Genomic DNA, 25296 nt, shown 5'->3' on the forward strand with positions numbered 1-25296 from the left:
CCGTACGTCACCGCGGTATACGCTCCCCCTGTCAGCCGGACTCTTGACGGGGGAGCACGGGGTGGACGCGCTGCGCGCGGCGGATCCGCGGCGGATCGGGCCGTACGAGGTCCTGGGCAGGCTCGGCGCGGGCGGGATGGGCGAGGTGTATCTCGCCGAGTCGCGCACCGGACTCAGGCTCGCGGTGAAGGTGGTGCGCGCCGAGCACGCCGAGGACCGCACCTTCCGGGCCCGGTTCCGTCATGAGGTGCGGGCCGCGCAGACCGTCGGCGGGGCGGGCACGTACACCGCGCGGGTGGTGGACGCCGACACCGGCGCGGAACGGCCCTGGATGGCAACGGAGTTCGTGGAGGGCCCGAACCTGCGGGACGCGGTGCTGGACGGGGGCGCGCTGCCCCGGTCGGCGGTACGGGTCCTGGCGGGGGCCCTCGGGGAGGCGCTCGCCGCCATCCACGCCAAGGGGATGGTCCACCGCGACCTGAAGCCCTCCAACATCCTGCTGGGCGCGGACGGCCCCCGGGTCATCGACTTCGGGATCGTACGGGCCCTGGAGGCCACGGCGCTGACCCGCACCGGCGCGGTGGTGGGCTCGGTCGGCTATGTCTCGCCCGAGCAGATCCGCAACGGCGGCCAGGTGGGACCGCCGAGCGACGTCTTCTCCCTGGGCGCGGTCCTGGCCTACGCGGCGGCCGGACGCGAGCCGTTCGGCGAGGGCCAGGACTCGGTGATCCTGCTGCGCATCCTGACCCGCGACTTCGACCTGTCCGGGGTGCCGGAAGACCTACGCCCGCTGGTGGCGGCCTGCCTGCGAGAGGACCCACTGGAGCGCCCGACCCCCGCGGACCTCCTGACGTCCACCGGCCACACCCCGGCCTCACTGCGCACCGGCATCCGCCCGGGCTGGTACGCGGCCACCCCCGACCCCACACCGCCCCACGCCACACCCCACTGGATCCCGGCGGCCCACGCGACCGGCGTGGAGTACGCGGCCCCGCACACCCCCACACCGCCGACTCCCGCGTTGGCGCCGGGGGCTGCCGTGCCCGGCACGGATGCTGCCGCGTCCTTGATCGACGCCGGTGTGCCGGGGGCTCACATGGTCGCGTCCGGGCCTGGCGGCAGGGTTTCTGCGTCCGGCGTTGCCGCGCCTGCGACGGATGTCGATGCGTCTGCGTCGCACGGTGCCGTGTCCGGCGCGGGTGGTGCCGCGTCTTTGATCGACGCCGGTGTGCCGGGGGCTGACAGCACCGCGTCCGTGACTGATGCCGACCAGTCTGCGACCGGAAGTGCCCTGCCCGTCGCCGACATCGCCGCGTCCGTGGCGGATGGCGCCGCACCGGTGGCCGAGGCAGCCGCATCCGCGCCCGATGTTCCCGCGTCCGTGAGCGCTGCCGTTGCTCCGCCCGTGGCTGAAGTCCCCGTGCCCGATACGTACGCGAGCTCCGTCACCCCGGCCGGTGCGGTGGCTCCCGGGCGGCGGCGGTTGTTGAAGGTCTTGGCCGGTGGGGCCTTCGTTGCCGCGGGGGCCGGGGTCGGAGGGTGGCTCTGGCAGCGGGGGGCGGGGAGTGAGGGCGAGGGAGGAGGCACGTCCGTGGGGGCGCCCCGACCGAGCGGGGACCGTACCGGCGGGCCCGCCGTGCTGCGGTGGCAGTACGACGTCGGCGGCCTCGGCGGGCTGGACGGCCCCTGCGTCGCCCTCTCCCCGGACGGCTCCGCCGTCTACGTAGGCAGCTCCAGCGGCACCCTGCACGCCGTCTCCCGCACGGGAAGCCGCCGCTGGAAGATCAAGCTCGGTGACGACGTCTCGACCCCCGTGGTCACCGCGGCCGGTGTCTACTGCGTGACCTGGGACCACGACCGCAACCTGCGCCGCCTGCGCGCCGTGGCCCTCGACGGCACCCCGAAGTGGCAGCAGACCCTCGGCGACCACGGTTACGGCATCCCGGTCCTGCTCGGCGACCACGTGCTCGTCGTCATGGGCAGCACCGACGCGGGAGGCCTGCGCTGCGTCGCCCCCGACGGCAGCGAGCGCTGGCTCGTGACGACCCCCGCCGGCCCCACCGGCATCCCGCTGGTCGCGGGCGGCGTGGTCTACACCGGCAGCTACGGAGACCGGCTGCTGGCGCTGGACGCCACGGACGGCTCCCGGAAGTGGTCGGTGCCGGGAGGGGCCGACGTGACGGTGTCGGTGCTGGCCGGCACGACGCTGCTCGCTGACTCCGCCCCCGGCCTGCAGGGCTTCCGTAGCACGGACGGCAGGCGGCTGTGGCGCAATCCGGACAGCAGCCCGACGGCCCCGGTCCCCGGCAACCGGTCCCTCGCCGTCGCCACCGAGAACGGCGGCGTCTACGCGCTGCGGGCCGCCGACGGCACCAAGGCGTGGACGCGCCAAGTCGGCGACGGCACCTCTTCGCTTCCCGGCGCGGTGGTGTCCGGCGACACCGTGTACGCCCGCGTCGACAACCGCATCCAGACCCTGGCCCTGGTCGACGGCAGGCCACGCTGGAGCGCGGACATCGGCCGGAGTCAGGGCGACGACCAGCACACCCCGGTCGTCCGCGCCGGCCGCCTCTACGTCCCCTCGGGCACGGGGATCGCGGCGGTCGACGTGACCATCTAGCCGTCCCGACCGAGCGGGCTAGTTGTCCAGCCCGATCGAGAACGCCGCCTCGAGGTCGTGCTGCGAGTACGTGCGGAAGGCCACGTGCGTGTCCGTTCCCTCCACCCCGGGGATCTTGCTGATCCGGCCCGGGATGACCTCCGCCAGCTCCTCGTGCTCCTTGACCCGCACCATCGCGATCAGGTCGTACGTACCGGTGACGGAGAAGACCTCGCTCACCGAGTCCAGCGAAGCGATCTGCTCCGCGATCTCGGGGATCCGGTCCACGCTGGTCTTGATGAGGACGATCGCGGTGATCACGGCTGTTTCTCTCCCTCGGGGGCCTCGCTGGGGATCTCACCCTACTCGCGGTCCAGCCGGCTCGGTCGTTCTGCCGGGGGTCCGGGGGCCGCCCCCCGGGAAGACACGGCAGTCGTCCGCCCGAACCGCACCCACGCGAAGACGAAGCCCAGCGAGAAGCCCACCAGATGGGCCAGATAGGCCACCCCCGGGCCCTGGGAGGCGCGGCCCGCCGCCAGCCACTGGATGGCCGCCCAGAAGGGCAGGACGACCCAGGCCGGGAAGCGCAGTGGGAGGAAGAACAGGAAGGGGAGGAGACTGGTGACACGGGCATCGGGGAACAGGTACAGGAACGCTCCGAGCACCGCCGAGATCGCCCCGGACGCGCCCACCAGCGACTGCTGGGACGAGGCGTTGGCGGCCGCGTAGCCGATCAGCGCGAGATAGCCGCAGCCGACGTAGAACAGCGTGAACTGCACGCGGCCCATCCGCTCCTCGGTCATCGCCCCGAAGACGTAGAGGAAGAGCATGTTGCCGAGCAGATGCACCCAGCTGCCGTGCACGAACAGGGCCGTGGCGGGAGTGAGGGCCTCCTGCGCCGGCTGCTCGAACAGCTTCGCGGGGACGACCCCCCAGTGCCGGAAGTACGCCCGCTGCACGGCGAGCAGCGCGTCCCCCGTGCCGTACGCCGGATTGAGCCCGGACGCCGGACCCATCACGAAGATCAGGCAGCACAGGGCGATGAAGGTGTACGTCATCGGCGCCGGCGTGCCCCGAACCGCCCTGAAGGTCCTCGCGGCCACCGTGCTCCAGTTGCTGATCATGGACACAGAGCATGACGTAAGGGGACGCACTCCCGCAGACCGCCTCGCCGCCATGGACGCACCAGCGACGAGTCCCCACCAGGCCGTAGGGTTACGAGCCACACGCGTCGGGCAGATGGCGCGTCACGGACACTAGAAGGAAGCGAACAGCCACGATGCCGGTTCCCCTGCCTACCGCCACGACGCGGTGGCGCTGCTCCCTCTGCGGCAACCTCACGCGTTTCGACGTGACGCGCGCCTCGAAGGTCGTCGAGTACGTCCATCTCGACCTGGCCGGAGAGCCGAAGGTCGAGGAGCGCGAGGTGGTCAGTGAGACCATCGAGTCGGTCCGCTGCCGCTGGTGCAACGCGGTGGACCAGGTGGAACTGGTGGACAGGCCGGGCGCCGACTCCTGACCGGGAGCGGCCCCGTACGGATATTGGGGTGTGACGGATGGTGGAGACCGCAGGCGGGGGGCCGGGCGACGGCACCGCTGAGGTGCTTGACCGTCCGCTGCCCGACGGCGTGCGACGCCGTGTCGTACAGATCGTCTCGGACGGTTTCGGCGGGCTGACCGTCGGCGAACTGCCCGCCCAGTTGCGGCAGTACGCCCGGTTCGCCCCGAACCGCCGGGCGAAGTTCGCCGGGAACGCCATGGCGGCGGCCCTGGAGACCGACGCCCTGTTCCGGCAGCGCATCGGCGAGAAACTGAGAGAGGCCCAGCCGGAACTCGCCGGCGCCCTCGACTCCGGCTCGCCGCCCCCGGCCGCGGACCCGCTCGACGTGGCGGCCGCGGCCTATGTACTGCGCCCCACGGGCTGGGTGAAGCTGGTCACCGCGGCCGGCGAGGAGGCCCAGCGGGCGGACGCCGAGCGCGCGGACGAGGAGAGCCGGGCCGAACTGGAGCGGCTGCGCGAGGAGCTCGACCGTGCCCGGGAGCAGACCCGGGCCGACACCGAGCGACTGCGTACCGAGCTGGAGACGGCGAAGAAGGAAGCGGAATCGCTTCACCGCAAGCTCCGGGCGGCCCTGAGCGACGTCAAGCGCGGCGAGGCGGCCCTGCGCAAGGTCCAGGGCGAGATCGAGGCCGTGCGGGCCGAGGGGCAGGCCCAGGTGTCCGCCGCCGAGAGCGAGACCCGGCGGCTCAAGGCCCGCCTGGGGGAGGCCGAGGCCGCCCTGGAGGCGACCCGGCGGGCCGCCCGGGAGGGGCGCAGCGTCGAGGACATGCGGGTACGGCTGCTGCTCGACACCGTGCTGGAGGCGGCCCAAGGGCTGCGCCGGGAACTGGCGTTGCCGCCCGTCTCGGTCCGTCCGGCCGAGACCGTGGATGCGGTCGAACCGGGACGAATGACCCCGAAGGACATTGCCGCGCGGGCCTTGTCGGACAGTGATCCGGCCATTCTCGACCAGCTTCTCGCCCTGCCGCAGGCGCACTTGGTGGTCGACGGCTACAACGTCACCAAGACCGGCTATCCGCAGATGCCGCTGGAGAAGCAGCGCCTGCGGCTGCTCGGCCAGCTCTCGCAGCTCGCCGCGCAGACCGGCGCCGAGGTGACCTGTGTCTTCGACGGCGCCGAACTGGCGGCGCCGGTCCTGCTCGCCCCGCCGCGCGGCGTCCGGGTGCTGTTCTCCAAGCCGGGCGTCACGGCCGACGAGCTCATTCGCCAGCTGGTGCGCGCGGAGCCGCCGGGGCGTCCGGTCATCGTCGCCTCGACCGACCGCGAGGTGGCCGACGGGGTCGCCAGGGCCGGTGCCCGACCCGTCGCGTCTGCGGTGCTTCTGAAGCGACTGTCCTGAACATTCAACGTGCATATGCAATGCCCGAATTGACCGGACTGTCGCTCAACGTAGCGTCAATCGGAGATCACTGCATGTGAGTTGTGTGCAAAGAATGCCCTGCGGGACGGGATTTTTTGGTGTGAGGATTTGAACTGATCACAGCAAGGTCACTAGGGTCAGGGCTCGAACCTCCACACGGGTGATCACTCAAAAGAAGGAGCCCGTCTCCGTGGCGTCCCACCGTCGACCGAAGCAGCCGAGCCGCACGCGCGTGACCGTGCTGACCACCGCAGCCGCCGCCGCCGTCGCCCTGAGCGCGAACGCCGCCAACGCGGCACCGAGCGAGAAGCTCAGCAAGGGCGAGGTCAAGGCGAAGGTCGACAAGCTCTACGAGCAGGCGGAGCAGGCCACCGAGAAGTACAACGGGGCCAAGGAGAAGCAGGAGAAGCTCCAGAAGGAGATCTCCACCATCCAGGACAACGTCGCCCGCGGCCAAGAGGACCTCAACAAGCTGCGCGACGGCCTGGGTTCGATGGCCAGCGCCCAGTACCGCTCGGGTGGCATAGACCCGTCCGTCCAGCTCTTCCTCTCCTCGAACCCGGACGACTACCTCGACAAGGCGTCCACGCTCGACCAGTTGAGCAGCCAGCAGGTCGAGGCCCTGAAGAAGATTCAGGACAAACAGCGCGAACTCGCCCAGGAGCGGGCAGAGGCCACCGACAAGCTCAAGGACCTCTCCTCCACCCGCACCGAGCTGGGCAAGAAGAAGAAGGAAGTCCAGGGCAAGCTCGCCGAGGCGCAGAGGCTCCTCAACACGCTGACGGCCAAGGAGAAGGCGGCGCTCGCCGCCGAGCAGAGCCGCGCCAGCCGCTCCTCCACCGAGCGCGTGGACCTCGGCAACGACACCTCCGCCTCCGGCCGGGCCTCCGCCGCGTTCTCCGCCGCCCAGAGCAAGATCGGCTCGCCCTACGTCTACGGCGCCTCCGGTCCCTCCTCCTTCGACTGCTCGGGCCTGACCTCTTGGGCCTACGCTCAGGCCGGCGTCTCCATCCCGCGCACCTCCCAGGCCCAGGCGGGCTACGGCGCTCACCTCTCCATGAGCCAGCTCCAGGTCGGCGACCTGGTGTTCTTCTACGGCGACCTGCACCACGTCGGCCTCTACGCCGGTAACGGCCAGGTGCTGCACGCCCCGCACACCGGTGCCGTCGTGCGCTACGAGTCGATCAACAACATGCCGTTCCAGTTCGGCGTCCGCGTCTGACCCTGCGGCTGCCGCCCGAACGGGCGATTCGCGACAACCGAAACTGACTTCACGACCCGCTCCTGACCTGCGTCGGCGGCGGGTCGTCGCGTTGTGTGACCGGTCGACGGGCTTTGGACGCTACGTGTCCGCGCGGCTACTGTCTGGCGAGTTTCCGAACAGTCAGCCGTCCGCCAGCGGAAGGAGCGCGGCTTCCCGTGGGGTCCCATCGCCGCCTTGTACCGTCCGGGTTCAACCGGGGCGCCGTCGTCCTGTGCGTCCTGTCCGCCGCCGCCGCGGCCCTCGGCGCCGTACCCGCGGCCGCCGCGCCGCACGGCGACCCCCGTGCCGAGGTGGACCGCCTCTACCAGGAGGCGGAGAAGGCGACCGAGGCCTTCGACAAGGCCGGCGAACGCGCGGGCGTGCTGCGCAGGCAGGTCAGCGACGCACGGGACCACATCGCCCGTCAGCAGGAGCGCATCAACACCATGCGGGACGAGCTCGGTTCGCTGGCCGGCGCCCAGTACCGCTCCGGCGGCATCGACCCCACCGTGGCCCTGCTCTTCTCCGACGACCCGGACGACTACCTCGACAAGGCGTCCACGCTCGACCGGATCGGCGCCCACCAGGCCGGCCGGCTCAAGGAGCTCCAGTCGGCCCTGCGTGAACTCGCCCAGGAGCGCAGCGAGACGGTCGGCAAACTCACCGAGCTGGAGCGGAGCCGCAAGGCCGTCGCCGTGCACAAGCGGACCGTCGAGAAGAAGCTCGCCGAGGCCCGCAAGCTCCTCAACTCCCTGCCGGACGCGGAGCGCGCCGCCTACGAACGGGCCACCCGCGGCGCCCGCCAGTTCATGCCGGAGCTCTCGGGCGCCGCCGCCCCGGCCGGCCGCGCGGCCGCCGCCCTCGCCGCCGCCCGCTCCGCCCTCGGCCGCCCCTACGTCTGGGGCGCCAACGGGCCCTCCGGCTTCGACTGTTCGGGGCTGATGCAGTGGTCGTACGCGCACGCCGGGGTCCAGCTGCCGCGCACCTCGCAGGAGCAGAGGTACGCGGGGCGGCGGATCCCGCTCTCCCAGGTGCGCCCCGGTGACCTGGTCGTCTACCGCTCCGACGCCGGTCATGTGGCGATGTACGCGGGCAACGGCCAGGTGATCCACGCGCCCCACCCCGGCGCACCGGTGCGCTACGACCCGGTCGGGATGATGCCCATCTCCTCGGTCACCCGGGTCTGACCCGGCGCGTCGGGCCGTACGATCGGGAAGTGGCTGGTCGCAGACGGGCGTGGCGCTCGGGAGTGGTGGGACTCTGTCTGCTGCTCGTTCCCCTGACCGGGTGCGGCGGCGGACGGACGGCCGCCGACTCCGCGCGCACCGAGGTGCAGCAGGTGCTCGACCGGCGGGCGGCGGCGCTTCTCGGCCACGACGAGACGGCGTACGGCAGGACGGGCTCGCGCACGCAGTACGACAACCTCCGCACCGTCCCGCTGGACTCCTGGACCTACCGGCTGACCGGCCTGCACCGCACCGGCTCCACGGCCACCGCCGCCGCCGAGCTCCGCTACCGGCTGCGCGGCATCGACAAGGCCCCCGTGACCACCGGCCGCACGCTCACGCTGCGGCGCACGGCCGGCGGGCAGTGGTACGTCGCCGCCGACAGGCCCGCGAAGAAGGCGGCCCAGCAGTTGTGGGACCAGGGCGCGGTGACGGCCGTCAAGGGCGGGCACAGCCTGATCCTCGGGGTCGGACAGTCGGCCGACATGCTGCACACCTACGCGCGGCTCGCCGACCGCGCGGTGCCCGCCGTCTCCCAGGCGTGGGGCACGCACTGGACGCGGCGGATCGTCGTGCTCGTTCCGCAGTCCCTGGAGGGCATGGCGGGCGTCCTCGGCTCACCCGCCTCCTCCTACCGCGGGATCGCCGCCGTCACCACCGCCGAGGCGGGCGGCTCGGGCCGGGCGCCCGCGGACCGGGTCGTGATCAACCCGGAGGCGTACGCCCTTCTCGGCGACGTCGGCAAACAGGTCGTGCTCACCCATGAGACGACCCATGTGGCGACCCGTGCGGACACCACCCCGGCCACGCCGCTGTGGCTGTCCGAGGGCTACGCCGACTGGATCGGCTACCTCGGCACGGGCCGCACGCCCGGCGAGGCCGCGCCCGAACTGGCGCGGGCCGTCCGGGAGGACCGGGTGCCGGCCGGTCTGCCCGCCGACAAGGACTTCGGCTTCGACAGCGACCCCACCAGGCTCGCCCAGGCCTATGAGAGCGGCTGGCTGGCCTGCCGGATGATCGCCGACCGCTGGGGCGAGGTCCGCCTCGGCGAGTTCTACCGGGCCGTCGGCGGGCACGGGAAGCGGACGGGCGCGGTCGAGGGCGCGCTGCGGAAGGTGCTCGGCACGACGCCCGAGGCGTTCTCCGCGCAGTGGCAGGACTACGTGCGGGCTCAGCTGGGCTGAGCGAGCAGGTCGAGGGCCTCGCGCAGCCACTCGCGCTCCGCCCGGCCCGTCGCCCGCGCCACCCGCAGCATGCCCTGCCGGAACAGATCGTCGGCCTCCTCGGCCCGTACGGGCTCCCCGTCCCGGTAGAAGAAGCTCGCCGGGGTCTCCAGGAAGTCCAGCCGGCGGCGGAGCACGGCGGCCTGCTCCGCCCGGTCCGGCAGGTGCCGCAGAAAGGCCAGCACCGTGTTGAAGCGGACCTGGTCCGTGATGTCCGTCTGCTTGGGGTGCCGCAGCCGCTCATGGAGGTCCTCGCGGCCGGCGTCGGTCAGTGACAGCACGCGGCGTGGGGCGGCGCTCGCACCCTCCGTCATGTGCTGGTCGAGCCTGCCCGCGGCCACCAGGCGGGCGATCGCCGGGTAGAGCGCGCCGTCGCTGACCGGGCGGACATGGCCGCTCAGTGCCTTGATGCGTTCCTTCAGCTCGTATCCGTGCAGCGGCTGCTCGGCCAGGAAGCCCAGGATCGACAGTTCGAGCACGCGGTTCCTCCTTGCGGACGTAGTGACCCCATGGTACCTCTAATCGAGCTACATCGATTAGAGGTACGCAGCCGTCATGAGGGGGCACGCACCATGACCACCCACCGCAAGCAGCTCATATCGCTGGCCCACCCCGTCTACTTCTCGCTCCTCGCCTCTGTCGCCTCCGGGATCATCAACACCGTCTGGGTGTCCCGGCTCGGCGGAGCCGCGGTCGCGGCCGTCGCCGTCGCGACCAACACCGAGAACGTGCTGCTCGGCGTCGCCCTGGTCTTCGCCTCCGGTACGACCGTGCTGGTCGCGCATGCCAGAGGGGCCCGGGATCCGGGGGCCGTACGGGCCGCGGTGCGCGGGGGATGGGCGCTGTTCGCGCTGGTCACGCCGGTGGTCGTGGCAGGCGGGCTGCTGCTGCGCGGGCCGCTGGCCGAGCTGGTGCTCGGTGCGGACGGGGGCGCCGCGCCGGCCCTCGCGGCCGCCTACTTCGCGATCTCCCTGCCGGGCATGGCCGTCTTCTTCGCCCAGCAGCTCGTGGACGGCATCCTCAAGGGCACCGGCGACACCCGCACCCCGATGCGGCTCGCCCTGCTGGCCAACGGGCTGATCCTGGTCTGCGACCCGGTCCTCATCCACCTGTACGGCGTCCGCGGCGCCGCCGCCTCGACCGTGCTGTGCCGCTGCGCCGCGCTCGCGGTGGGACTGCGCGCCCTGCGCCGGAACGCCCTGCTGCGGACGGCGGGGCGGGCCCGCCCCGCCGAGCCGGTGCCCGCGGCCCTGCGCCGGACGCTGGCCTGCGGGCTGCCCATGTCCGCCGACTTCACCGTGCGGCAGGGCGGGACACTGGTGCTGGTGGCGATCGTGGCGCGGCTCGGGGTGACCGCGGTGGCCGCCTACGCGATCGCGTACAAGGTGATGTACATCGCCACGATGGCCTTCTACTCCGTACGCCAGGCCGCCTCGATCCACACCGCACACACCCGCGGCGCAGGCAGGGACGCACGCCGGGAGATAGGCCGGCAGGCGGTATTGCTCTCGGGGGCACTGGGGCTCACCTCGGCCGCACTGTTCGCGGCCACGGCCCCGTGGATCATGGCCGCGTTCGGAGCCGGACCCGACGTCGCCCACCAGGGCGTGCTGTTCCTGCGCTGCGTGGGCCCCTACCTCCTCCTGATGGCCTGCTTCATCGCACTCGGCGGAGTCTTCGAGGGCAGCGGCGGAGCCCCGGCCCTGCTACGCGTAACGCTGCTCGGCACAGCAGTCCAACTCCCCCTGGCCCAAGCCCTGTCCCCCCTCGGCCTCCCGGGCGTCTGCCTGGCACTGGCACTGGCGATGACACTCCAGTACGGCTTCGCGGCGCTGCTGTTCAGACGGTCCCGGAACCGGGAGGAGTCGAAGACCCCGTTCGCCCGGGTGGCTTGACCTGGCGGGGGCGCTGTTCCAGGGACTGGGTCGAGGAGTACGGGGCGTGCGCCCGTCCCTGAGCCTCCGGCTCGCTCTGCCGGGGAGGGCAGCGGGGTTTGTTCGGTACGTGTGGCCCGACCCGGCCGGGGGGGCGGGGGTTGGGGTCTGCCTGGCCGGTCGGGCGGTTGCGAGGGTGGCAGCGGTTGTCGGGTGACGAAGGCGGGCGGGGCTTGGGGGCGACGGGGTCTGGTGTGTGGAGTCCGGGGCACGGGTGCACCGCCCGGGGCGTCCGTGCCGCCCGGGGCCTCCCCCCGTCCGCCGCGCGGCCCCTGCTCAGGAAGAGACCGGGGTTTCGTTCGGGTGGGTCGGCTGGCTCGGGACCTGGGGGGTGCCGGGGGTGGAGACCGTGGTGTGCCACAGGGTGTGGGCGGCCAGGAGTGTCGTGGTGAGAAGCAGGCCGTTGCGCAGGAGCAGGAGGGTCGTGCCGTACAGGTCGCTTGCCACGACGTGGGCGAAGCCGATCGGGAACTCCAGGACCGTGACGAAGGCCGCCGTCACCAGGAGAAGGGCGGGCAGGCCCATGCGGCTGTGGCGGAAGCACAGGCAGACGGCGGCCAGGCCGATCAGCCACACCAGGTACTGCGGACTGATCACCCGGCTGGTCACCGTGAACATCAGCACCGCCGTGAAGGCCGCCTCCGCGAGCGCCTGAGGCGGGAAGCTGGTCGCCCGCAGCCGCCACAGCACCAGCCAGCCGAAGGCCGCGCCGGTGAGCGCCAGGGCGGCCGTGCTCACCAGGCCGACGTACGGGCCGAGGAACTCCACCGAGCCGTAGTTCAGCAGCACCTGGCCGTGCCAGCCGAAGTGCCGTCCCACATGGAAGACCAGCGCGCCCAGCGACTCCACCTCGGTGCCCCGGCCGCGCTGGGCGGTGAGGAAGGTGAAGGCACCGGGCATGGCCACCGAGAACAGCACCGCCAGCGCGCCCGCGGTCACCGCCGCCGCGGCCCACGCCCGGCGCCGCACGGCCCCCACGAGCAGCAGCACCGGCCACACCTTGACCATCGCCCCGAAACCCGCCAGCACACCCATCACCCGGGGGTGCCGGGCTCCAGCGAGCAGCGCGGCGACCGCCACCGCGGTCACCATCAGGTCGTAGCGCGCGTACACCGTGGGGCCGAGCAGCGGGACGCCGGCCACCCACACCCAGGCACCTCGCAGTGACGCGTCGGGACGCCGGCCCGCGTACAGCAGCAGCGCCAGGACGGTCAGGTCGGCGAGGCAGGCCAGGACGAAGAACGCCGTGGTGTAGCCGAGGAAGGGCAGGACACCGGGGGCGAGGATCGCCAGCGCCGCCGCGGGCGGGTACTGCCAGGTCACGTCGCCCACCGGGAAGCTGCCGTGGCGCAGCACCTCGTACCAGCCGTGGTAGATCACGGACACGTCGGTCGTGACGTCCACCCCCGGGATGACGAACACCCGCAACACGAGGAGCACCAGCACCACTCGGGTGAGGCCCCAGGCACCCAGCAGCCACACCGGGGACCGCCCCGCGCCCGTCCTGTTCACCTGAACCCCTGTTCGTCCGACTGCGGTGGGTGCGGACCCATGATCCCCCGTCGGCCTGTGCGAGTGCCATGAAGCACGGCCGCGGGCGCCCGTGCCCCTCGTGCGCCGGTTGGGTAGGGTCGTCGGCGATGCACAACACCCTGATCGTGACCAACGACTTCCCGCCCCGGCCGGGCGGCATCCAGGCGTTCCTGCACAACATGGCGCTGCGTCTGGACCCCGACCGGCTGGTCGTCCACGCCTCCACCTGGAAGCGGAGCCGGGAGGGTGTCGAGGCGACGGCCGCGTTCGACGCCGACCAGCCCTTCACCGTCGTACGCGACCGTACGACGATGCTGCTGCCGACGCCGGGGGCGACCCGGCGGGCGGTCGGGCTGCTGCGCGAGCACGGGTGCACCTCGGTGTGGTTCGGGGCCGCGGCCCCGCTCGGGCTGATGGCCCCGGCGCTGCGCAGGGCCGGCGCCGAGCGGCTGGTGGCCACCACCCACGGGCACGAGGCCGGCTGGGCCCAGCTGCCCGCCGCACGGCAGCTGCTGCGCCGGATCGGCGAGTCCACCGACACGATCACCTACCTCGGCGAGTACACGCGCTCGCGGATCGCCGGCGCGCTGACGCCGCAGGCGGCCGGCCGGATGGTCCAGCTGCCCCCGGGCGTCGACGAGAAGACCTTCCATCCGGAGTCGGGCGGCGACGAGGTACGGGCGCGGCTCGGGCTGACCGAGCGGCCGGTGGTGGTGTGCGTCTCGCGCCTCGTGCCGCGCAAGGGGCAGGACACGCTGATCCGGGCCATGCCGGCGATCCTCGCCAAGGAGCCGGACGCCGTCCTGCTGATCGTCGGCGGCGGGCCGTACGAGCAGGACCTGCGCCGGCTCGCCCGGGAGACCGGGGTCGCCGACTCGGTGCGCTTCACCGGCGCCGTGCCCTGGTCGGAGCTGCCCGCGCACTACGGCGCCGGGGACGTCTTCGCCATGCCGTGCCGGACCCGGCGCGGCGGGCTGGACGTCGAGGGGCTCGGGATCGTCTATCTGGAGGCCTCGGCCACCGGGCTGCCGGTCGTCGCCGGCGACTCGGGCGGGGCGCCCGACGCGGTGCTCGACGGGGAGACCGGATGGGTCGTGCGGGGCGGCTCCCCCGAGGACGCCGCCGACCGGATCGTCACGCTCCTCGGGGACCCCGAACTGCGCCGCCGGATGGGGGAGCGCGGGCGGCAGTGGGTCGAGGAGAAGTGGCGGTGGGACCTGCTCGCCGAGCGGCTCAAGGCGCTGCTGTGAAGCGGCTCAGGGCGCCGCTGTAAAAGGCTGCTGCCCTGTAAAAAGCTGCTGCAAAGGTTCGATTCAGACCCTGCCGGTCCTCTAGGCGGAACCGGAAAATCCGCACATGCTGCGCGCATGACAGCAAAACTGATGCAGCGTCAGCTGACGAGACGTCAAGTCCTGGGCATGGTCGCCCTCCAGACCGCCGCCACGGCCGGTCTCACCCGCATCGGTCTCCAGTCCGCCCACGCCGCCGAACCGGCCGCCGCCGAGAGCTCCCCCGCGATCGTCGTCGGCTCCGGCTACGGCGGCGCCGTCGCCGCCCTGCGCCTCGGCCAGGCCGGCATCCGCACCCTCGTGATCGAGATGGGCCGGCTGTGGAACACCGCCGGTTCCGACGGCAAGGTCTTCTGTTCCACCAGCGCCCCGGACGAGCGCTCCATGTGGTTCCGCACCCGCACCGAGGCGCCGCTGGCCACGTTCCTGTGGCTGGACCTCGTCAACAAGAACATCAGCTCCTACCCGGGCGTCCTGGACCGGGTGCACTACGACAACATGTCCGTGTACGTCGGGCGGGGCGTCGGCGGCGGCTCCCTGGTCAACGGCGGGATGGCGGTCACCCCGCTCCAGTCGTACTTCACCGAGCAGTTCCCGACCGTGGACGCCACGGAGATGTACGGCACGTACTTCCCGCGCGCCCGTTCCATGCTCGGCGTGAACACCGTCGACCCGGCCTGGTTCGAGTCGACCGAGTGGTACAAGTTCGCCCGCACCTCCCGCAAGGCGGCCGCCAACGCGGGCCTGAAGACCACCTTCGTGCCGAACGTCTACGACTTCGGCTACATGCAGCGCGAGGCGGCCGGCACGGCCACCAGGTCGGCGCTCGCCGGCGAGGTCATCTACGGCAACAACTACGGCAAGCGCAGCCTCGACAGGACGTATCTCGCCGCCGCGCTCGGCACCGGCAACGTCACCATCCACACGCTGGAGAAGGTGAAGGCCGTCAGCAGGGCGAGCGACGGGACGTACGTCCTGACCGCCGACCGGATCGACACCACGGGCGCGGTCGTCGAGACCAAGCAGTACAGCTGCACCTACCTCTTCCTGGGCGGCGGCAGCCTGGGCACCACCGAACTCCTGGTCCGCGCCCGGGACACCGGCACCCTGCCCGACCTGAACTCCAGCGTGGGCGCGGGCTGGGGCACCAACGGCAACACCATGCTCGGGCGCGCCAACCACATCTGGGACACGGTCGGCGCCAACCAGGCGACCATGCCCGTCCTGGGCATCGACGACTGGGCCAACACCGACAACCCGGTCTTCGCCGAGATCGCCCCGCTGCCCATGGGCTTCGAGCACTGGGTCAGTCTCTATCTGGCGATCACCAAGAACCCGGAGCGGGCGAGATTCACCTACGACGCGGCCTCCGGCTCCGTGAAGCTCGGCTGGACCCCGGCCCAGAGCGCGGTGTCGGTCGGCATGGCCAAGAAGCTGTTCGACCGGATCAACCTGGCCAACGCCACGATCTACCGGTACGACCTGTTCGGCTCGACCAGCAAGGTCTTCGCCGACGACTTCACGTACCACCCGCTGGGCGGCTGCGTGCTGGGCAGGGCCACCGACGACTACGGCCGGGTGAAGGGCTATTCGAAGCTGTACATCACCGACGGCTCGCTGGTGCCCGGGTCGATCGGCGTGAACCCCTTCGTCACCATCACCGCGCTCGCCGAACGCACCATGGCGCGGGTCCTCGCCGAGGACACCGCGCCATGACGCACCGACAGGGGGACCGCTACTTCTGGTAGATCGCCTCGATCTCGTCCGCGTAGTCCTTCGCCACCACATTGCGCTTGAGCTTCAGGGACGGCGTCAGGTGGCCCGACTCCTCCGAGAACTGGGAGGACAGAATGCGGAACTTCCGCACCGATTCCGCCTTCGACACCGCGGCGTTGCCGTCGTCGACCGCGTCCTGGATCGCAGCGATGAGATCCGGGTCCTCGCGCAGCGACGCCGCGGTGGAGCCCGTCGGCTTGCCGTGCTCGGCGGCCCAGCGGCCCAGGAACTCCTCGTCGATGGTGACCAGCGCGCCAACGAACGGCCGTCCGTCGCCCACCACCATGCACTCCGCGACCAGCGCGTGCGCCCGGATACGGTCCTCGATCACGGCCGGGGCGACGTTCTTGCCGCCCGCGGTGACGATGATCTCCTTCTTGCGGCCGGTGATCCTGAGGTAGCCGTCCTCGTCGAGGGTGCCGATGTCACCGGTGTGGAACCAGCCGTCGGCCAGCGCCTCGGCGGTCGCGGCCTCGTTGTTCCAGTAGCCCTTGAACAGGTGCTCGCCGTGCAGCAGCACCTCGCCGTCGTCGGCGATGCGCACGACCGAACCGGGCAGCGGCTGGCCGACCGTGCCGATCTTCTGCCGGTCCCACGGGTTGAACGCGGTCGCCGCACAGGACTCGGTCAGGCCGTAGCCCTCCAGGACCGTGAAGCCGATACCGCGGAAGAAGTGGCCCAGACGCTCGCCCAGCGGGGCGCCGCCCGAGATGGCGTACTCGCCCCGGCCGCCGAGCACCGCGCGCAGCTTGCTGTAGACGAGCCGGTCGAACACCTTGTGCTTGATCTTCAGACCGATGGACGGGCCCGACGGCGTGTCCAGCGCCTTGCTGTACGCGATCGCCGTGTCCGCCGCCTTGTCGAAGATGGCGCCCTTGCCGTCCGCCTGCGCCTTGGCGCGCGCCGAGTTGTAGACCTTCTCGAAGACGCGCGGGACGCCCAGGATCAGGGTCGGCCGGTACGCGGCCAGCTCGTCGGTGAGGTTCTTGATGTCCGGGACGTTGCCCAGCTTGATCGGCGCCATCATCGGCGCGACCTGGACCAGCCGGCCGAAGACGTGCGCGAGCGGCAGGAAGAGCAGGACGGAGCACTCACCGGTGCGGAACAGCGGCCGCAGCCGCTCCACGATGTTCCCGCACTCGGCGAAGAAGCTGCGGTGGGTCAGGACACAGCCCTTGGGCCGGCCGGTGGTGCCGGACGTGTACACGATGGTCGCCGGGTCGTCGGCCTTGGCGAGCGAGCTGCGCTCCTCGACGGCGGCGTCCGTGACGTCCTGGCCGAGGCGGCCCAGCTCCTCCACGCCGCCGGCCTCGATCTGCCAGACGTGCTTGAGGGCGGGCAGGCGGTCGCGCACCGAGTCGACGGCGGCGGCGTGGGTGTCGAGCTCGACGATGCACGCGGTGGCACCGGAGTCGCTCAGGATCCACTGCACCTGCTCCGGCGAGCTGGTCTCGTACACCGGCACGGTGATCGCGCCGGCGCTCCAGATCGCGAAGTCGAGCAGGGTCCACTCGTAGCGGGTACGGGACATCAGGGCGACCCGGTCGCCGGGCTGGACGCCGGAGGCGATGAGTCCCTTGGCTGCGGCGCGCACCTCGGCCAGGAATGCCGTGGCCGTCACGTCCTGCCAGACACCGCCGACCTTGCGGGCGATGACGGCGACGTCGGGATGCTGCGCGGCGTTTCTGCGGACGATGTCGGTCAGATTGCCGTCCGCAGGGACCTCGTACAAAGCCGGAAGGCTGAACTCGCGCAAGACTGCTGCTCCTCATAGGGCGCCGGCGCCACGACGTTGTGCGATGCGACGGTGCGGTCCAAGGCTCGGGCAGGTACTCCGGTTGTCCACCACGAACCTTGAGGATCAGTGGTTGAAATCCAGAGCACGACTGGACTGCCCGGACGTTACCCGCCGGTATGGCTTTTTCGACAGGGGTTCCCGGTGAGATGTTCGCTGCGTCACACAGACTGGTGTTCCTTCGCGTACGGTAGTCCACCCCCTTACTGACTGGCCAGTAACCGCAGGTCCGACCGTCACTGTTCACCTGTGCCGCACACGCCTACCCTTGATCACCATGGCACCCACACCCGCCGGTAACCGAAGGACGCGCGTCCATGTGGTCAGCGACGTGCACGGCAATGCCCATGATCTGGCCAGGGCCGGTGACGGCGCCGACGCCCTGATCTGTCTGGGCGACCTGGTGCTCTTCCTGGACTACGCCGACCATTCGCGCGGGATCTTCCCCGACCTGTTCGGCGTGGCGAACGCGGACCGCATCGTCGAGCTGCGCACCGCCCGCCGCTTCGAGGAGGCGCGCCAGTTCGGGGCCCGGCTGTGGGCGGGCATGGGTGCCGACCGCGCCTCCGCGATCGAGAAGGCGGTGCGCAAGCAGTACGCCGAGATGTTCGCCGTGTTCCCGGCGCCGACGTACGCGACGTACGGCAATGTCGACATGCCGCCCCTGTGGCGGGAATACGCCGGCCCCGGCACCACGGTCCTGGACGGCCAGCGGGTGGAGATCGGGGGCTGGACCTTCGGCTTCGTCGGCGGCGGTCTGCGCACCCCGATGCGGACGCCGTACGAGATCAGCGACGAGGAGTACGCGGCGAAGATCGAGGCGGTCGGCGAGGTCGACGTGCTGTGCACGCACATACCCCCGGAGGTCCCGGAACTGGTGTACGACACCGTCGCGCGCCGCTTCGAGCGCGGCAGCCGCGCCCTGCTGGACGCGATACGCCGCACGAGGCCCCGCTACGCCCTGTTCGGGCATGTCCACCAGCCGCTGGTGCGGCGGATGCGGATCGGCGCGACCGAATGCGTGAACGTGGGGCATTTCGCCGGGACGGGACGGCCCTGGGTACTGGAATGGTGAACGACCTCAGATGGGGTGAACGCGCCTGGTCGGGCGCGCGGTAGCCTTCACGCTGCACACACGTGCGCACGCTCGCGCACGTCGCACCCGACTACCGGCCCGCATCTGGAGGAGCCACGGCGATGGCGGAACACACCAGTTCGAGCATCACGATCGAGGCGGCTCCGGCCGACGTCATGGCGGTGATCGCCGACTTCGCCCGCTACCCGGACTGGACCGGCGAGGTGAAGGAGGCGGAGGTCCTCAAGACCGACGACCAGGGCCGCGCCGAGCAGGTCCGCCTCGTCATGGACGCCGGGGCCATCAAGGACGACCAGACCCTGGGCTACACCTGGACCGGCGAGAACGAGGTCTCCTGGACCCTGGTGAAGTCCCAGATGCTGCGCTCCCTGGACGGCTCGTACCTCCTCAAGCCCGCCGGCGCGGGCGCCACCGAGGTGACGTACCAGCTCACCGTCGACGTCAAGATCCCCATGCTCGGCATGATCAAGCGCAAGGCCGAGAAGGTCATCATCGACCGGGCGCTGGCGGGGCTGAAGAAGCGGGTGGAGTCGCCCGAGAAGTAGGCGCGACGTCGCGGGGCGGCGCGCGGCGGTAGCGTTCACCCTCATGCGCACCATCCTGATCACGGGCCCGGGCGGCTGTGGACGTACGACCCTCGCCGCCGCCACCGCCCTGCGCGCGGCGGGCGAGGGCAGCGACACCCTCGTGCTGAGCGCGGACCGCACGGACACCCTCGGTGCGGCGCTGGGCACGGCGACGGGACCCGCCCCGGCGCGGATCGCGCCGCACCTCACCGCGTGGCGCCCCGACGCGGCCGAACGCTTCCGGGACGACCTCACCGCGTTCCAGTCCCGCGCCGCGAACGTCCTCGACCTCCTCGGCGCCTCCCGCCTGGACGCCGAGGAAGTCACCCCCCTCCCCGGCGCCGAGGAGCTGTCCTTCCTGCGCGCCCTGCGGGACGCCGCCCTGTCCGAGCGCTACGACCTCCTGGTCGTCGACCTCCCGCCCACCCCGCAGGCCCTCGCCCTGCTCGCCCTCCCCGAGGAACTGCGCCGCTACCTGCGCAGGCTGCTGCCGCCCGAGCGGCAGGCCGCCCGCGCCCTGCGCCCCGTCCTCGGACGGCTCGCCGGAGTCCCCATGCCCGCCGAGTGGCTCTACGAGACGGCCGCCCGCTGGGACCTCGAACTGGCCGCCGTCGAGGCCGTCGTGGCCGACCGCGCCACGTCCGTACGGCTGGTCGCCGAACCGGGACCGGCCGGCGCCGACGCCGTCCGCGCCGCCACCCTCGCCCTCGCCCTGCGCGGACTGCGCACCGAGACCCTGGTCGCCAACCGCGTGCTGCCCGAGAACGCGTCCGACACCTGGCTCGCCGGAGTCGTCGCCCAGCAGCGCAAGGCCCTCGCCGACTGGCAGGAGTCCTACGACGTCCACCCGGTCGCCCACCTCGGCCGCGATCCGCGCGGCCACGACGACCTGGCCGCGCTCGCCGTGCCCGCCGTCAACCCGGCGCCCACCCCCGTCGAGTGGCCCGTCACCGACCGGACCGCCGAGGACGGCGTGCTCGTCTGGACCGTCCCGCTCCCCGGCGCGATACGCGACGAACTCGACCTCGTCCGGCGCGGCGACGAAATCGTGATCACGGCCGGCAGCTTCCGCCGGATCGTGTCCCTCCCGTCGGCCCTGCGCCGCTGCACCGTCGCCGGCGCGGCCCTGCGCGAGGGCGAACTGCGCATCCGGTTCGCGCCGGATCCGGGCCTGTGGCCGCGCGGGAAGTGATTCTTGCTCGCCGGGCGGCGGGGCGGGGCCGATCCGGCCGAGGCGAGGGGATCGTGATGACGGCCGGCCGATTGCGTCGGATCGTGGCCCTCTCGTCCGCCCTGCGCCGCTGTACCGTCGGCGGTGCGGGGTTGCGCGAGGGGGAGTCGCGCATCCGGTTGGCGCCGGATCCGGGCCTGTGGCCGCGCGGGAAGTGATTCTTGCTCGCCCGGCGCCGGAGCGGCGGCCGATCCGGCCGCGCCGACGGTGAACCCCGCACGCCCATTCGGGTAACGTCGTAGAGGCGAACCGTAGTCAGGAGTCCGTCATGAGCGAAGAGCGCCCCACACCTGACGCCCCCGAGGCGGACGAAGAGGTTCGGGCGACCGACGCCGATGCCTGGTCCAAGGCCTGCGCCGAGGACCTGGAGGCCGAGCGGGCCCGCCGTCGTGCCCAGTACGGCTCTCCTCAGGGATCGGCCGCCGAGGAACTGCGCAAACTCGTCGACGCCGTCGCCGACAAGCTGTCCGGCCTCCAGTCCCCGCTCCTCGGGGCGGTCGCGGGGCCCGCCGCACAGCAGATGGTGCGGCAGGTGGTCCAGCAGGCCAAGGCCGCCGTCGAGCCCGTCATGGAACGCAACCCGGATGTCTTCGACCACCTCGCGGCGGCCGGCAACGAACTGCTCGCCGCGTACCGCTCCGCCGTCCAGGCACAGGAACAGCGCTGGACGTCCCGCACGGAAGACCTGAAGGACCGGGGCGACGGCACCGGCTCAGGAGAACGCATCGACTTGGACTGACAGCCCCCGCCGGTAGGGCCTCGGGTACGGTTGGCCGTAGCGGGGCTCGACCGAAACTGAGGGATTCATGGGACTCACCATCGGCGTCGACATCGGCGGCACGAAGATCGCGGCCGGCGTGGTCGATGAGGAAGGCAACATCCTCTCGACCTACAAGGTGCCGACCCCGGGCACGCCCGCGGCGATCGTGGACGCCATCGCCTCGGCCGTGGAGGGCGCACATGCGGGTCACGACATCGTCGGCGTGGGCATCGGTGCGGCCGGTTACGTGAACCGGCAGCGCTCGACCGTCTACTTCGCCCCCAACATCGACTGGCGCCAGGAGCCGCTGAAGCAGGAGGTCGAGGCCCGCGTGGGCCTCCCGGTCGTCGTCGAGAACGACGCCAACGCGGCGGCATGGGGCGAGTACAAGTTCGGCGCGGGCAAGGGCCACCGCAACGTCATCTGCATCACCCTCGGCACCGGCCTCGGCGGCGGCATCATCATCGGCAACAAGCTGCGCCGCGGGCACTTCGGCGTGGCCGCCGAGTTCGGCCACATCCGGATGGTCCCGGACGGCCTGCTGTGCGGCTGCGGCTCGCAGGGCTGCTGGGAGCAGTACGCCTCCGGCCGTGCCCTGGTCAGATACGCCAAGCAGCGCGCCAACGCCACCCCGGAGAACGCCGAGATCCTGCTCGGCATGGGCGACGGCACCCCCGAGGGCATCGAGGGCAAGCACATCTCCATGGCCGCCCGCCAGGGCGACCCGGTCGCCGTCGACTCCTACCGCGAGCTGGCCCGCTGGGCCGGCGCGGGCCTGGCCGACCTGGCCTCCCTCTTCGACCCCTCCGCGTTCATCGTCGGCGGCGGCCTCTCCGACGAGGGCGAGCTGGTCCTCGACCCGATCCGCAAGTCCTACAAGCGCTGGCTGGTCGGCGGCAACTGGCGCCCCGTCGCCGACGTGATCGCCGCCCGGCTGGGCAACAAGGCGGGCCTGGTGGGCGCGGCCGACCTGGCCCGGGAGCCGGACCCGATCATGTGATCCCCGTACATCTGACAACGCCCGCCGAGCCTGCCCGGGAACGGCGGGCGTTGCCGTGCGGAACCGGTGTCCCGGCGTAGATTGATCCGCATGCCGACCTCGCTCCCGCCGCTCCCCAACTCCCGCACGGAGCCAGACGGTTCCGCGGTCATCCGCGTCCTCAGCTACAACATCCGCTCGATGAGAGACGACACCGCCGCCCTCGCCCGTGTGATCACCGCCTGCGCCCCCGACCTGGTGCTCGTCCAGGAGGCCCCCCGTTTCTTCCGCTGGCGCAAGAAACTGGCCCGGCTGGCGGCCGCGTCCGGGCAGGTGATCCTCACCGGGGGCGCCACCGCGGCGGGACCGGCCATCCTGTGCGGCCTGCGGGCCACCGTCGAACGGACGGAGGACGTACTCCTCCCGCTCACGCCGGGACTGCACAGACGGGGCTTCGCCACCGCCGTCGTGAGGTTCGGCGGCACCCGGCTCGGCGTCCTGAGCTGTCACCTCAGCCTGCAGCAGGACGAGCGCTACGAGCAGGCCGGCATGCTCCTCGACCGGCTGGCCGGGATGGGCGTGGAGCACGCCGTCACCGGCGGCGACCTCAATGAACGCCCCACCGGACGCACCTTCCGGCGCCTGGCCGACGGACTGACGGACTGCTGGGCCACCGCACCCTGGGGCAGCGAATACACCTCCACCCCCGCCGACCCCCACCAGCGTATCGACGCGATCTTCGCCACCAAGGGCATCGAGGTCCTCGGCTGCGGGGTACCCCTCGGCCACCCCGGAGTGACCCGGGCAGACCTGAGGGCGGCCACGGACCACCTTCCGGTCCTGGCCGCCCTCAGAATCCCGTCGGCGTAGCGGGTCGCGCCTCGCTCAGACGACCGCGCCCCGCCCGGGGTCGCCGTCCTCGTCGTCGTCCGTCTTCATCCGTGTCACCAGCGTGACGAAGCCGCCGAGGAAGCCGCCGATGCCGAGCGTCGTCAGCCACCACGTCATGTCCCAGCCGAGCAGCACGGCCAGCAGGAGCAGGATCGGGCCGCCCACCACCCCCAGCCAGGCGAACTTGGCGGTCGTGTCGGCGGCGGGCAGCGGCGGCGGCTCGGGCGGCACGAAGTGGCCCTCGTCGTCCTCGTCGAAGTCGTCGTCCGACGGCTCCGGCGCCGTGTAGTCGCGCGGCCCGACGCCGGGCGCGAAGGAGACGGAGCTGCCCAGCGGCTTCGCGGGCTGCTGTGCCTCGGTGTCGTCGTCCTCGTCCGGCCCGGTCTCGGGCAGCGCGAGATCCTCGATCGACTTGAACGGCCTGGCGCCCGGCGGGTCCGGCGGCTCCGCGCCGTATCCGGCGACGATCGCCGCCCAGGCCGCCTCCTCGTCGAAGGGAACGCCCTTCTCGTCCGGCTCGCGGTCCTCGCGGTCGGAGTCGTGCTCAGCCAACTGAGGCCGTCCCTTCTTTGCCGACACTGGGTGCGAGCCGGCCGATGAAGGCGAGGCTCTCCTCGAAGATCCGGTCCGCATCGTGGTCCAACGTCGCCACGTGGTAACTCTGTTCCAGCACGATCTCCGTTACGTCCAGGGAGGACACCCGGCTCAGGATGCGGGCCGAGTCGGCCGGCGGCACCACATGGTCCTGGGCGCTGTGCAGGAGCAGCAGAGGCTGGGTCACCTGCGGGAGCTCGCCGTCCAGCAGCCGGAAGTAGGAGCGCAGGGAATGGGCCGCGTGCAGCGGCACCCGGTCGTAGCCCGTCTCCGCGGCGCCCGGCTTGGCGATGTCGCTGGCGATGCCCTTCGTCGTCCGCACGAGGTGCCGGGCCACCGGAAGGACGTACGCGGACAGGCCGTGCACCTTGTTCGCCGGGTTGACGACCACCACACCGTCGACCGCTTCCCCGTGCTTCGCGGCCAGCCGCAGGGCGAGCGCGCCGCCCATCGACAGGCCGGCCACGAACACCCGCGCGCAGCGCTCGCGCAGCACGCGCAGCTCGCGGTCCACCTCCGCGTACCAGTCCTGCCAGCCCGTGAGCTGCAAGTCCTCCCAGTGCGTGCCGTGCCCGGGCAGCAGCGGCAGCGACACGGTCAGGCCCTGCGCGGCATGATGCCTCGCCCAGGGGCGCAGTGACTGGGGCGAGCCGGTGAAGCCGTGGCAGAGGAGAACACCAACCTCCCCGCCCTCGTGGCGGTACGGCTCGGCTCCGGGGAGAACCGGCACCTTTCGGTCTCCTGTCCATGAGAAGGGCGTGAACGACTCCGGTGTGCTTCACCGTACGCGACCGCACCGACACCGACCAGGGTCGTCGGTCCCTTTGCGAGCGCTCCGGGTTAAGGTCTGATCGACGGAAACAGGAGGCACTCGGTTGTTGTACGGCACGATGAAGGTCGCCATCGGGGGACCGCTGAAGGTCGCCTTCAGACCCTGGGTGGAAGGCCTGGAGAACATTCCCGCCGAGGGCGCCGCCATCCTGGCGAGCAACCATCTCTCGTTCTCGGACTCGTTCTTCCTGCCCGCGGTCCTCGACCGCAAGGTCACCTTCATCGCGAAGGCGGAGTACTTCACGACGCCCGGCGTGAAGGGACGGCTGACGGCGGCCTTCTTCAAGGGCGTCGGCCAGCTCCCGGTGGACCGCTCCGGCGCGCGCGGCGCGGGCGAGGCGGCGATCAAGAGCGGCATGGAGGTCCTGGAGCGCGGTGAGCTGTTCGGCATCTACCCGGAGGGCACGCGCTCGCCCGACGGCCGCCTCTACCGCGGCAAGCCCGGCGGCCTCGCCCGCGTGGCCCTCGCCACCGGCGCGCCCGTCATCCCCGTCGCGATGATCGACACCGAGAAGATCCAGCCGCCCGGGAAGGTCGTCCCGAAGCTGATGCGGCCCGGCATCCGCATCGGCAAGCCGATCGACTTCAGCCGCTACCAGGGCATGGAGCACGACCGCTTCGTGCTCCGCGCGGTGACCGACGAGGTCATGTACGAGATCATGAAGCTCTCCGGCCAGGAGTACGTCGACATCTACGCGACCGCCGCCAAGCGGCAGATCGCGGAGGCGGCGAAGGCCTCGAAGGAAGCCGAGAAGGCGGAGAAGAAGACGGAATCCTAGACAGGGGGCCCGGGCGGGGGAGTCCGGGAC

At 71.8% G+C, this 25296-nt stretch carries 23 protein-coding genes; 16 read left to right on the top strand and 7 right to left on the bottom strand.

Annotated elements, in window-relative coordinates; all coding sequences use genetic code 11:
- Nucleotides 1-61 precede the first annotated feature (61 nt).
- Nucleotides 62-2620: a protein kinase domain-containing protein gene (locus ACZ4EG_RS14780; protein ID WP_467790896.1), complete on the top strand. Its 2559-nt coding sequence runs from the start codon at nt 62-64 to the stop codon at nt 2618-2620.
- Between the two features lie 18 nt (nt 2621-2638).
- On the opposite strand, the gene ACZ4EG_RS14785 is transcribed toward ACZ4EG_RS14780, so the two are convergent.
- Both ACZ4EG_RS14785 and ACZ4EG_RS14790 read right to left on the bottom strand, forming a co-directional pair.
- Nucleotides 2639-2920 carry an Lrp/AsnC family transcriptional regulator gene (locus ACZ4EG_RS14785; protein WP_363296992.1) on the bottom strand — a complete coding sequence of 94 codons (282 nt, stop codon included), beginning with the start codon at nt 2918-2920 and terminating at the stop codon, nt 2639-2641.
- Between the two features lie 41 nt (nt 2921-2961).
- Nucleotides 2962-3723, bottom strand: a complete 762-nt coding sequence (locus tag ACZ4EG_RS14790) for a rhomboid family intramembrane serine protease (RefSeq protein WP_467790897.1) — start codon at nt 3721-3723, stop codon at nt 2962-2964.
- Between the two features lie 155 nt (nt 3724-3878).
- Between ACZ4EG_RS14790 and ACZ4EG_RS14795 the strand changes: the two genes are divergently transcribed.
- The 5 genes from ACZ4EG_RS14795 to ACZ4EG_RS14815 all read left to right on the top strand — a co-directional run bounded on the left by ACZ4EG_RS14795 (nt 3879) and on the right by ACZ4EG_RS14815 (nt 9173).
- Entirely contained in the window at nt 3879-4118 is a 240-nt protein-coding gene (locus ACZ4EG_RS14795) for a hypothetical protein (protein ID WP_263207863.1), read from the top strand.
- Nucleotides 4119-4155: 37 nt separating this feature from the next.
- The gene (locus ACZ4EG_RS14800) at nt 4156-5499 is read left to right on the top strand and encodes an NYN domain-containing protein (protein ID WP_467790898.1); all 1344 of its coding nucleotides are present in this window, start codon (nt 4156-4158) and stop codon (nt 5497-5499) included.
- 211 nt (nt 5500-5710) lie between these two features.
- Entirely contained in the window at nt 5711-6742 is a 1032-nt protein-coding gene (locus ACZ4EG_RS14805) for a C40 family peptidase (protein ID WP_467790899.1), read from the top strand.
- A 197-nt stretch (nt 6743-6939) separates the two neighbouring features.
- On the top strand, nt 6940-7950 hold the full coding sequence (locus tag ACZ4EG_RS14810; protein WP_453547865.1) for a C40 family peptidase: 1011 nt from the start codon (nt 6940-6942) through the stop codon (nt 7948-7950).
- A gap of 29 nt (nt 7951-7979) precedes the next feature.
- Nucleotides 7980-9173, top strand: coding sequence for a hypothetical protein (locus ACZ4EG_RS14815; RefSeq protein WP_467790900.1), 1194 nt, complete (start codon nt 7980-7982; stop codon nt 9171-9173).
- Here ACZ4EG_RS14815 and ACZ4EG_RS14820 read toward each other — a convergent pair.
- Complete coding sequence (locus ACZ4EG_RS14820) at nt 9161-9691, bottom strand: PadR family transcriptional regulator (RefSeq protein ID WP_467790901.1); 531 nt, start codon at nt 9689-9691, stop codon at nt 9161-9163. The two genes, ACZ4EG_RS14815 and ACZ4EG_RS14820, sit on opposite strands and share 13 nt — an antisense overlap.
- 93 nt (nt 9692-9784) lie before the next feature.
- Between ACZ4EG_RS14820 and ACZ4EG_RS14825 the strand changes: the two genes are divergently transcribed.
- A complete protein-coding gene (locus ACZ4EG_RS14825) occupies nt 9785-11107 on the top strand; it encodes an MATE family efflux transporter (RefSeq protein ID WP_467790902.1) in 1323 nt (440 codons plus the stop codon).
- Nucleotides 11108-11422: 315 nt separating this feature from the next.
- On the opposite strand, the gene ACZ4EG_RS14830 is transcribed toward ACZ4EG_RS14825, so the two are convergent.
- A complete protein-coding gene (locus ACZ4EG_RS14830) occupies nt 11423-12658 on the bottom strand; it encodes a glycosyltransferase 87 family protein (protein WP_467790903.1) in 1236 nt (411 codons plus the stop codon).
- Nucleotides 12659-12786: 128 nt separating this feature from the next.
- Here ACZ4EG_RS14830 and ACZ4EG_RS14835 point away from each other — a divergent pair, with 128 nt between their 5' ends.
- Entirely contained in the window at nt 12787-13929 is a 1143-nt protein-coding gene (locus tag ACZ4EG_RS14835) for a glycosyltransferase family 4 protein (protein WP_467790904.1), read from the top strand.
- A gap of 117 nt (nt 13930-14046) precedes the next feature.
- Nucleotides 14047-15684, top strand: a complete 1638-nt coding sequence (locus tag ACZ4EG_RS14840) for a GMC oxidoreductase (protein WP_467790905.1) — start codon at nt 14047-14049, stop codon at nt 15682-15684.
- A 19-nt stretch (nt 15685-15703) separates the two neighbouring features.
- On the opposite strand, the gene ACZ4EG_RS14845 is transcribed toward ACZ4EG_RS14840, so the two are convergent.
- Complete coding sequence (locus tag ACZ4EG_RS14845; protein ID WP_453547879.1) at nt 15704-17500, bottom strand: AMP-dependent synthetase/ligase; 1797 nt, start codon at nt 17498-17500, stop codon at nt 15704-15706.
- 316 nt (nt 17501-17816) lie between these two features.
- Here ACZ4EG_RS14845 and ACZ4EG_RS14850 point away from each other — a divergent pair, with 316 nt between their 5' ends.
- The 6 genes from ACZ4EG_RS14850 (at nt 17817) to ACZ4EG_RS14875 (ending at nt 23041) form a co-directional block, all read left to right on the top strand.
- Nucleotides 17817-18614, top strand: a complete 798-nt coding sequence (locus ACZ4EG_RS14850) for a metallophosphoesterase family protein (RefSeq protein WP_453547881.1) — start codon at nt 17817-17819, stop codon at nt 18612-18614.
- A gap of 122 nt (nt 18615-18736) precedes the next feature.
- Entirely contained in the window at nt 18737-19180 is a 444-nt protein-coding gene (locus ACZ4EG_RS14855; RefSeq protein ID WP_263207848.1) for an SRPBCC family protein, read from the top strand.
- A gap of 43 nt (nt 19181-19223) precedes the next feature.
- The gene (locus ACZ4EG_RS14860; protein WP_453547883.1) at nt 19224-20393 is read left to right on the top strand and encodes an ArsA family ATPase; all 1170 of its coding nucleotides are present in this window, start codon (nt 19224-19226) and stop codon (nt 20391-20393) included.
- A gap of 307 nt (nt 20394-20700) precedes the next feature.
- Entirely contained in the window at nt 20701-21171 is a 471-nt protein-coding gene (locus ACZ4EG_RS14865) for a DUF5304 domain-containing protein (protein ID WP_363297005.1), read from the top strand.
- Between the two features lie 67 nt (nt 21172-21238).
- Nucleotides 21239-22192, top strand: coding sequence for an ROK family glucokinase (locus ACZ4EG_RS14870; protein ID WP_467790906.1), 954 nt, complete (start codon nt 21239-21241; stop codon nt 22190-22192).
- 90 nt (nt 22193-22282) lie between these two features.
- Entirely contained in the window at nt 22283-23041 is a 759-nt protein-coding gene (locus ACZ4EG_RS14875) for an endonuclease/exonuclease/phosphatase family protein (protein ID WP_467790907.1), read from the top strand.
- A gap of 15 nt (nt 23042-23056) precedes the next feature.
- Here ACZ4EG_RS14875 and ACZ4EG_RS14880 read toward each other — a convergent pair whose 3' ends face one another.
- A complete protein-coding gene (locus ACZ4EG_RS14880; protein ID WP_453547893.1) occupies nt 23057-23614 on the bottom strand; it encodes a hypothetical protein in 558 nt (185 codons plus the stop codon).
- Nucleotides 23607-24386 carry an alpha/beta hydrolase gene (locus ACZ4EG_RS14885; RefSeq protein ID WP_453547895.1) on the bottom strand — a complete coding sequence of 260 codons (780 nt, stop codon included), beginning with the start codon at nt 24384-24386 and terminating at the stop codon, nt 23607-23609. The genes ACZ4EG_RS14880 and ACZ4EG_RS14885 overlap by 8 nt, the downstream gene beginning before the upstream one ends.
- Nucleotides 24387-24531: 145 nt before the next feature.
- On the opposite strand from ACZ4EG_RS14885, the gene ACZ4EG_RS14890 reads away from it, so the two are divergent.
- Entirely contained in the window at nt 24532-25266 is a 735-nt protein-coding gene (locus ACZ4EG_RS14890; protein WP_467790908.1) for a lysophospholipid acyltransferase family protein, read from the top strand.
- Nucleotides 25267-25296: the final 30 nt, after the last annotated feature.

This window comes from Streptomyces sp. NPDC025638 (genome assembly GCF_055558775.1).

Excerpts from the sequence above, each read along its gene's own strand:
- ACZ4EG_RS14835 (WP_467790904.1), top strand. The coding sequence starts at position 12,787 with ATGCACAACACCCTGATCGTGACCAACGACTTCCCGCCCCGGCCGGGC.
- ACZ4EG_RS14790 (WP_467790897.1), bottom strand. The coding sequence starts at position 3,723 with ATGATCAGCAACTGGAGCACGGTGGCCGCGAGGACCTTCAGGGCGGTT.
- ACZ4EG_RS14860 (WP_453547883.1), top strand. The coding sequence starts at position 19,224 with ATGCGCACCATCCTGATCACGGGCCCGGGCGGCTGTGGACGTACGACC.
- ACZ4EG_RS14825 (WP_467790902.1), top strand. The coding sequence starts at position 9,785 with ATGACCACCCACCGCAAGCAGCTCATATCGCTGGCCCACCCCGTCTAC.
- ACZ4EG_RS14800 (WP_467790898.1), top strand. The coding sequence starts at position 4,156 with ATGGTGGAGACCGCAGGCGGGGGGCCGGGCGACGGCACCGCTGAGGTG.
- ACZ4EG_RS14875 (WP_467790907.1), top strand. The coding sequence starts at position 22,283 with ATGCCGACCTCGCTCCCGCCGCTCCCCAACTCCCGCACGGAGCCAGAC.
- ACZ4EG_RS14795 (WP_263207863.1), top strand. The coding sequence starts at position 3,879 with ATGCCGGTTCCCCTGCCTACCGCCACGACGCGGTGGCGCTGCTCCCTC.
- ACZ4EG_RS14870 (WP_467790906.1), top strand. The coding sequence starts at position 21,239 with ATGGGACTCACCATCGGCGTCGACATCGGCGGCACGAAGATCGCGGCC.
- ACZ4EG_RS14855 (WP_263207848.1), top strand. The coding sequence starts at position 18,737 with ATGGCGGAACACACCAGTTCGAGCATCACGATCGAGGCGGCTCCGGCC.
- ACZ4EG_RS14850 (WP_453547881.1), top strand. The coding sequence starts at position 17,817 with ATGGCACCCACACCCGCCGGTAACCGAAGGACGCGCGTCCATGTGGTC.
- ACZ4EG_RS14865 (WP_363297005.1), top strand. The coding sequence starts at position 20,701 with ATGAGCGAAGAGCGCCCCACACCTGACGCCCCCGAGGCGGACGAAGAG.
- ACZ4EG_RS14840 (WP_467790905.1), top strand. The coding sequence starts at position 14,047 with ATGACAGCAAAACTGATGCAGCGTCAGCTGACGAGACGTCAAGTCCTG.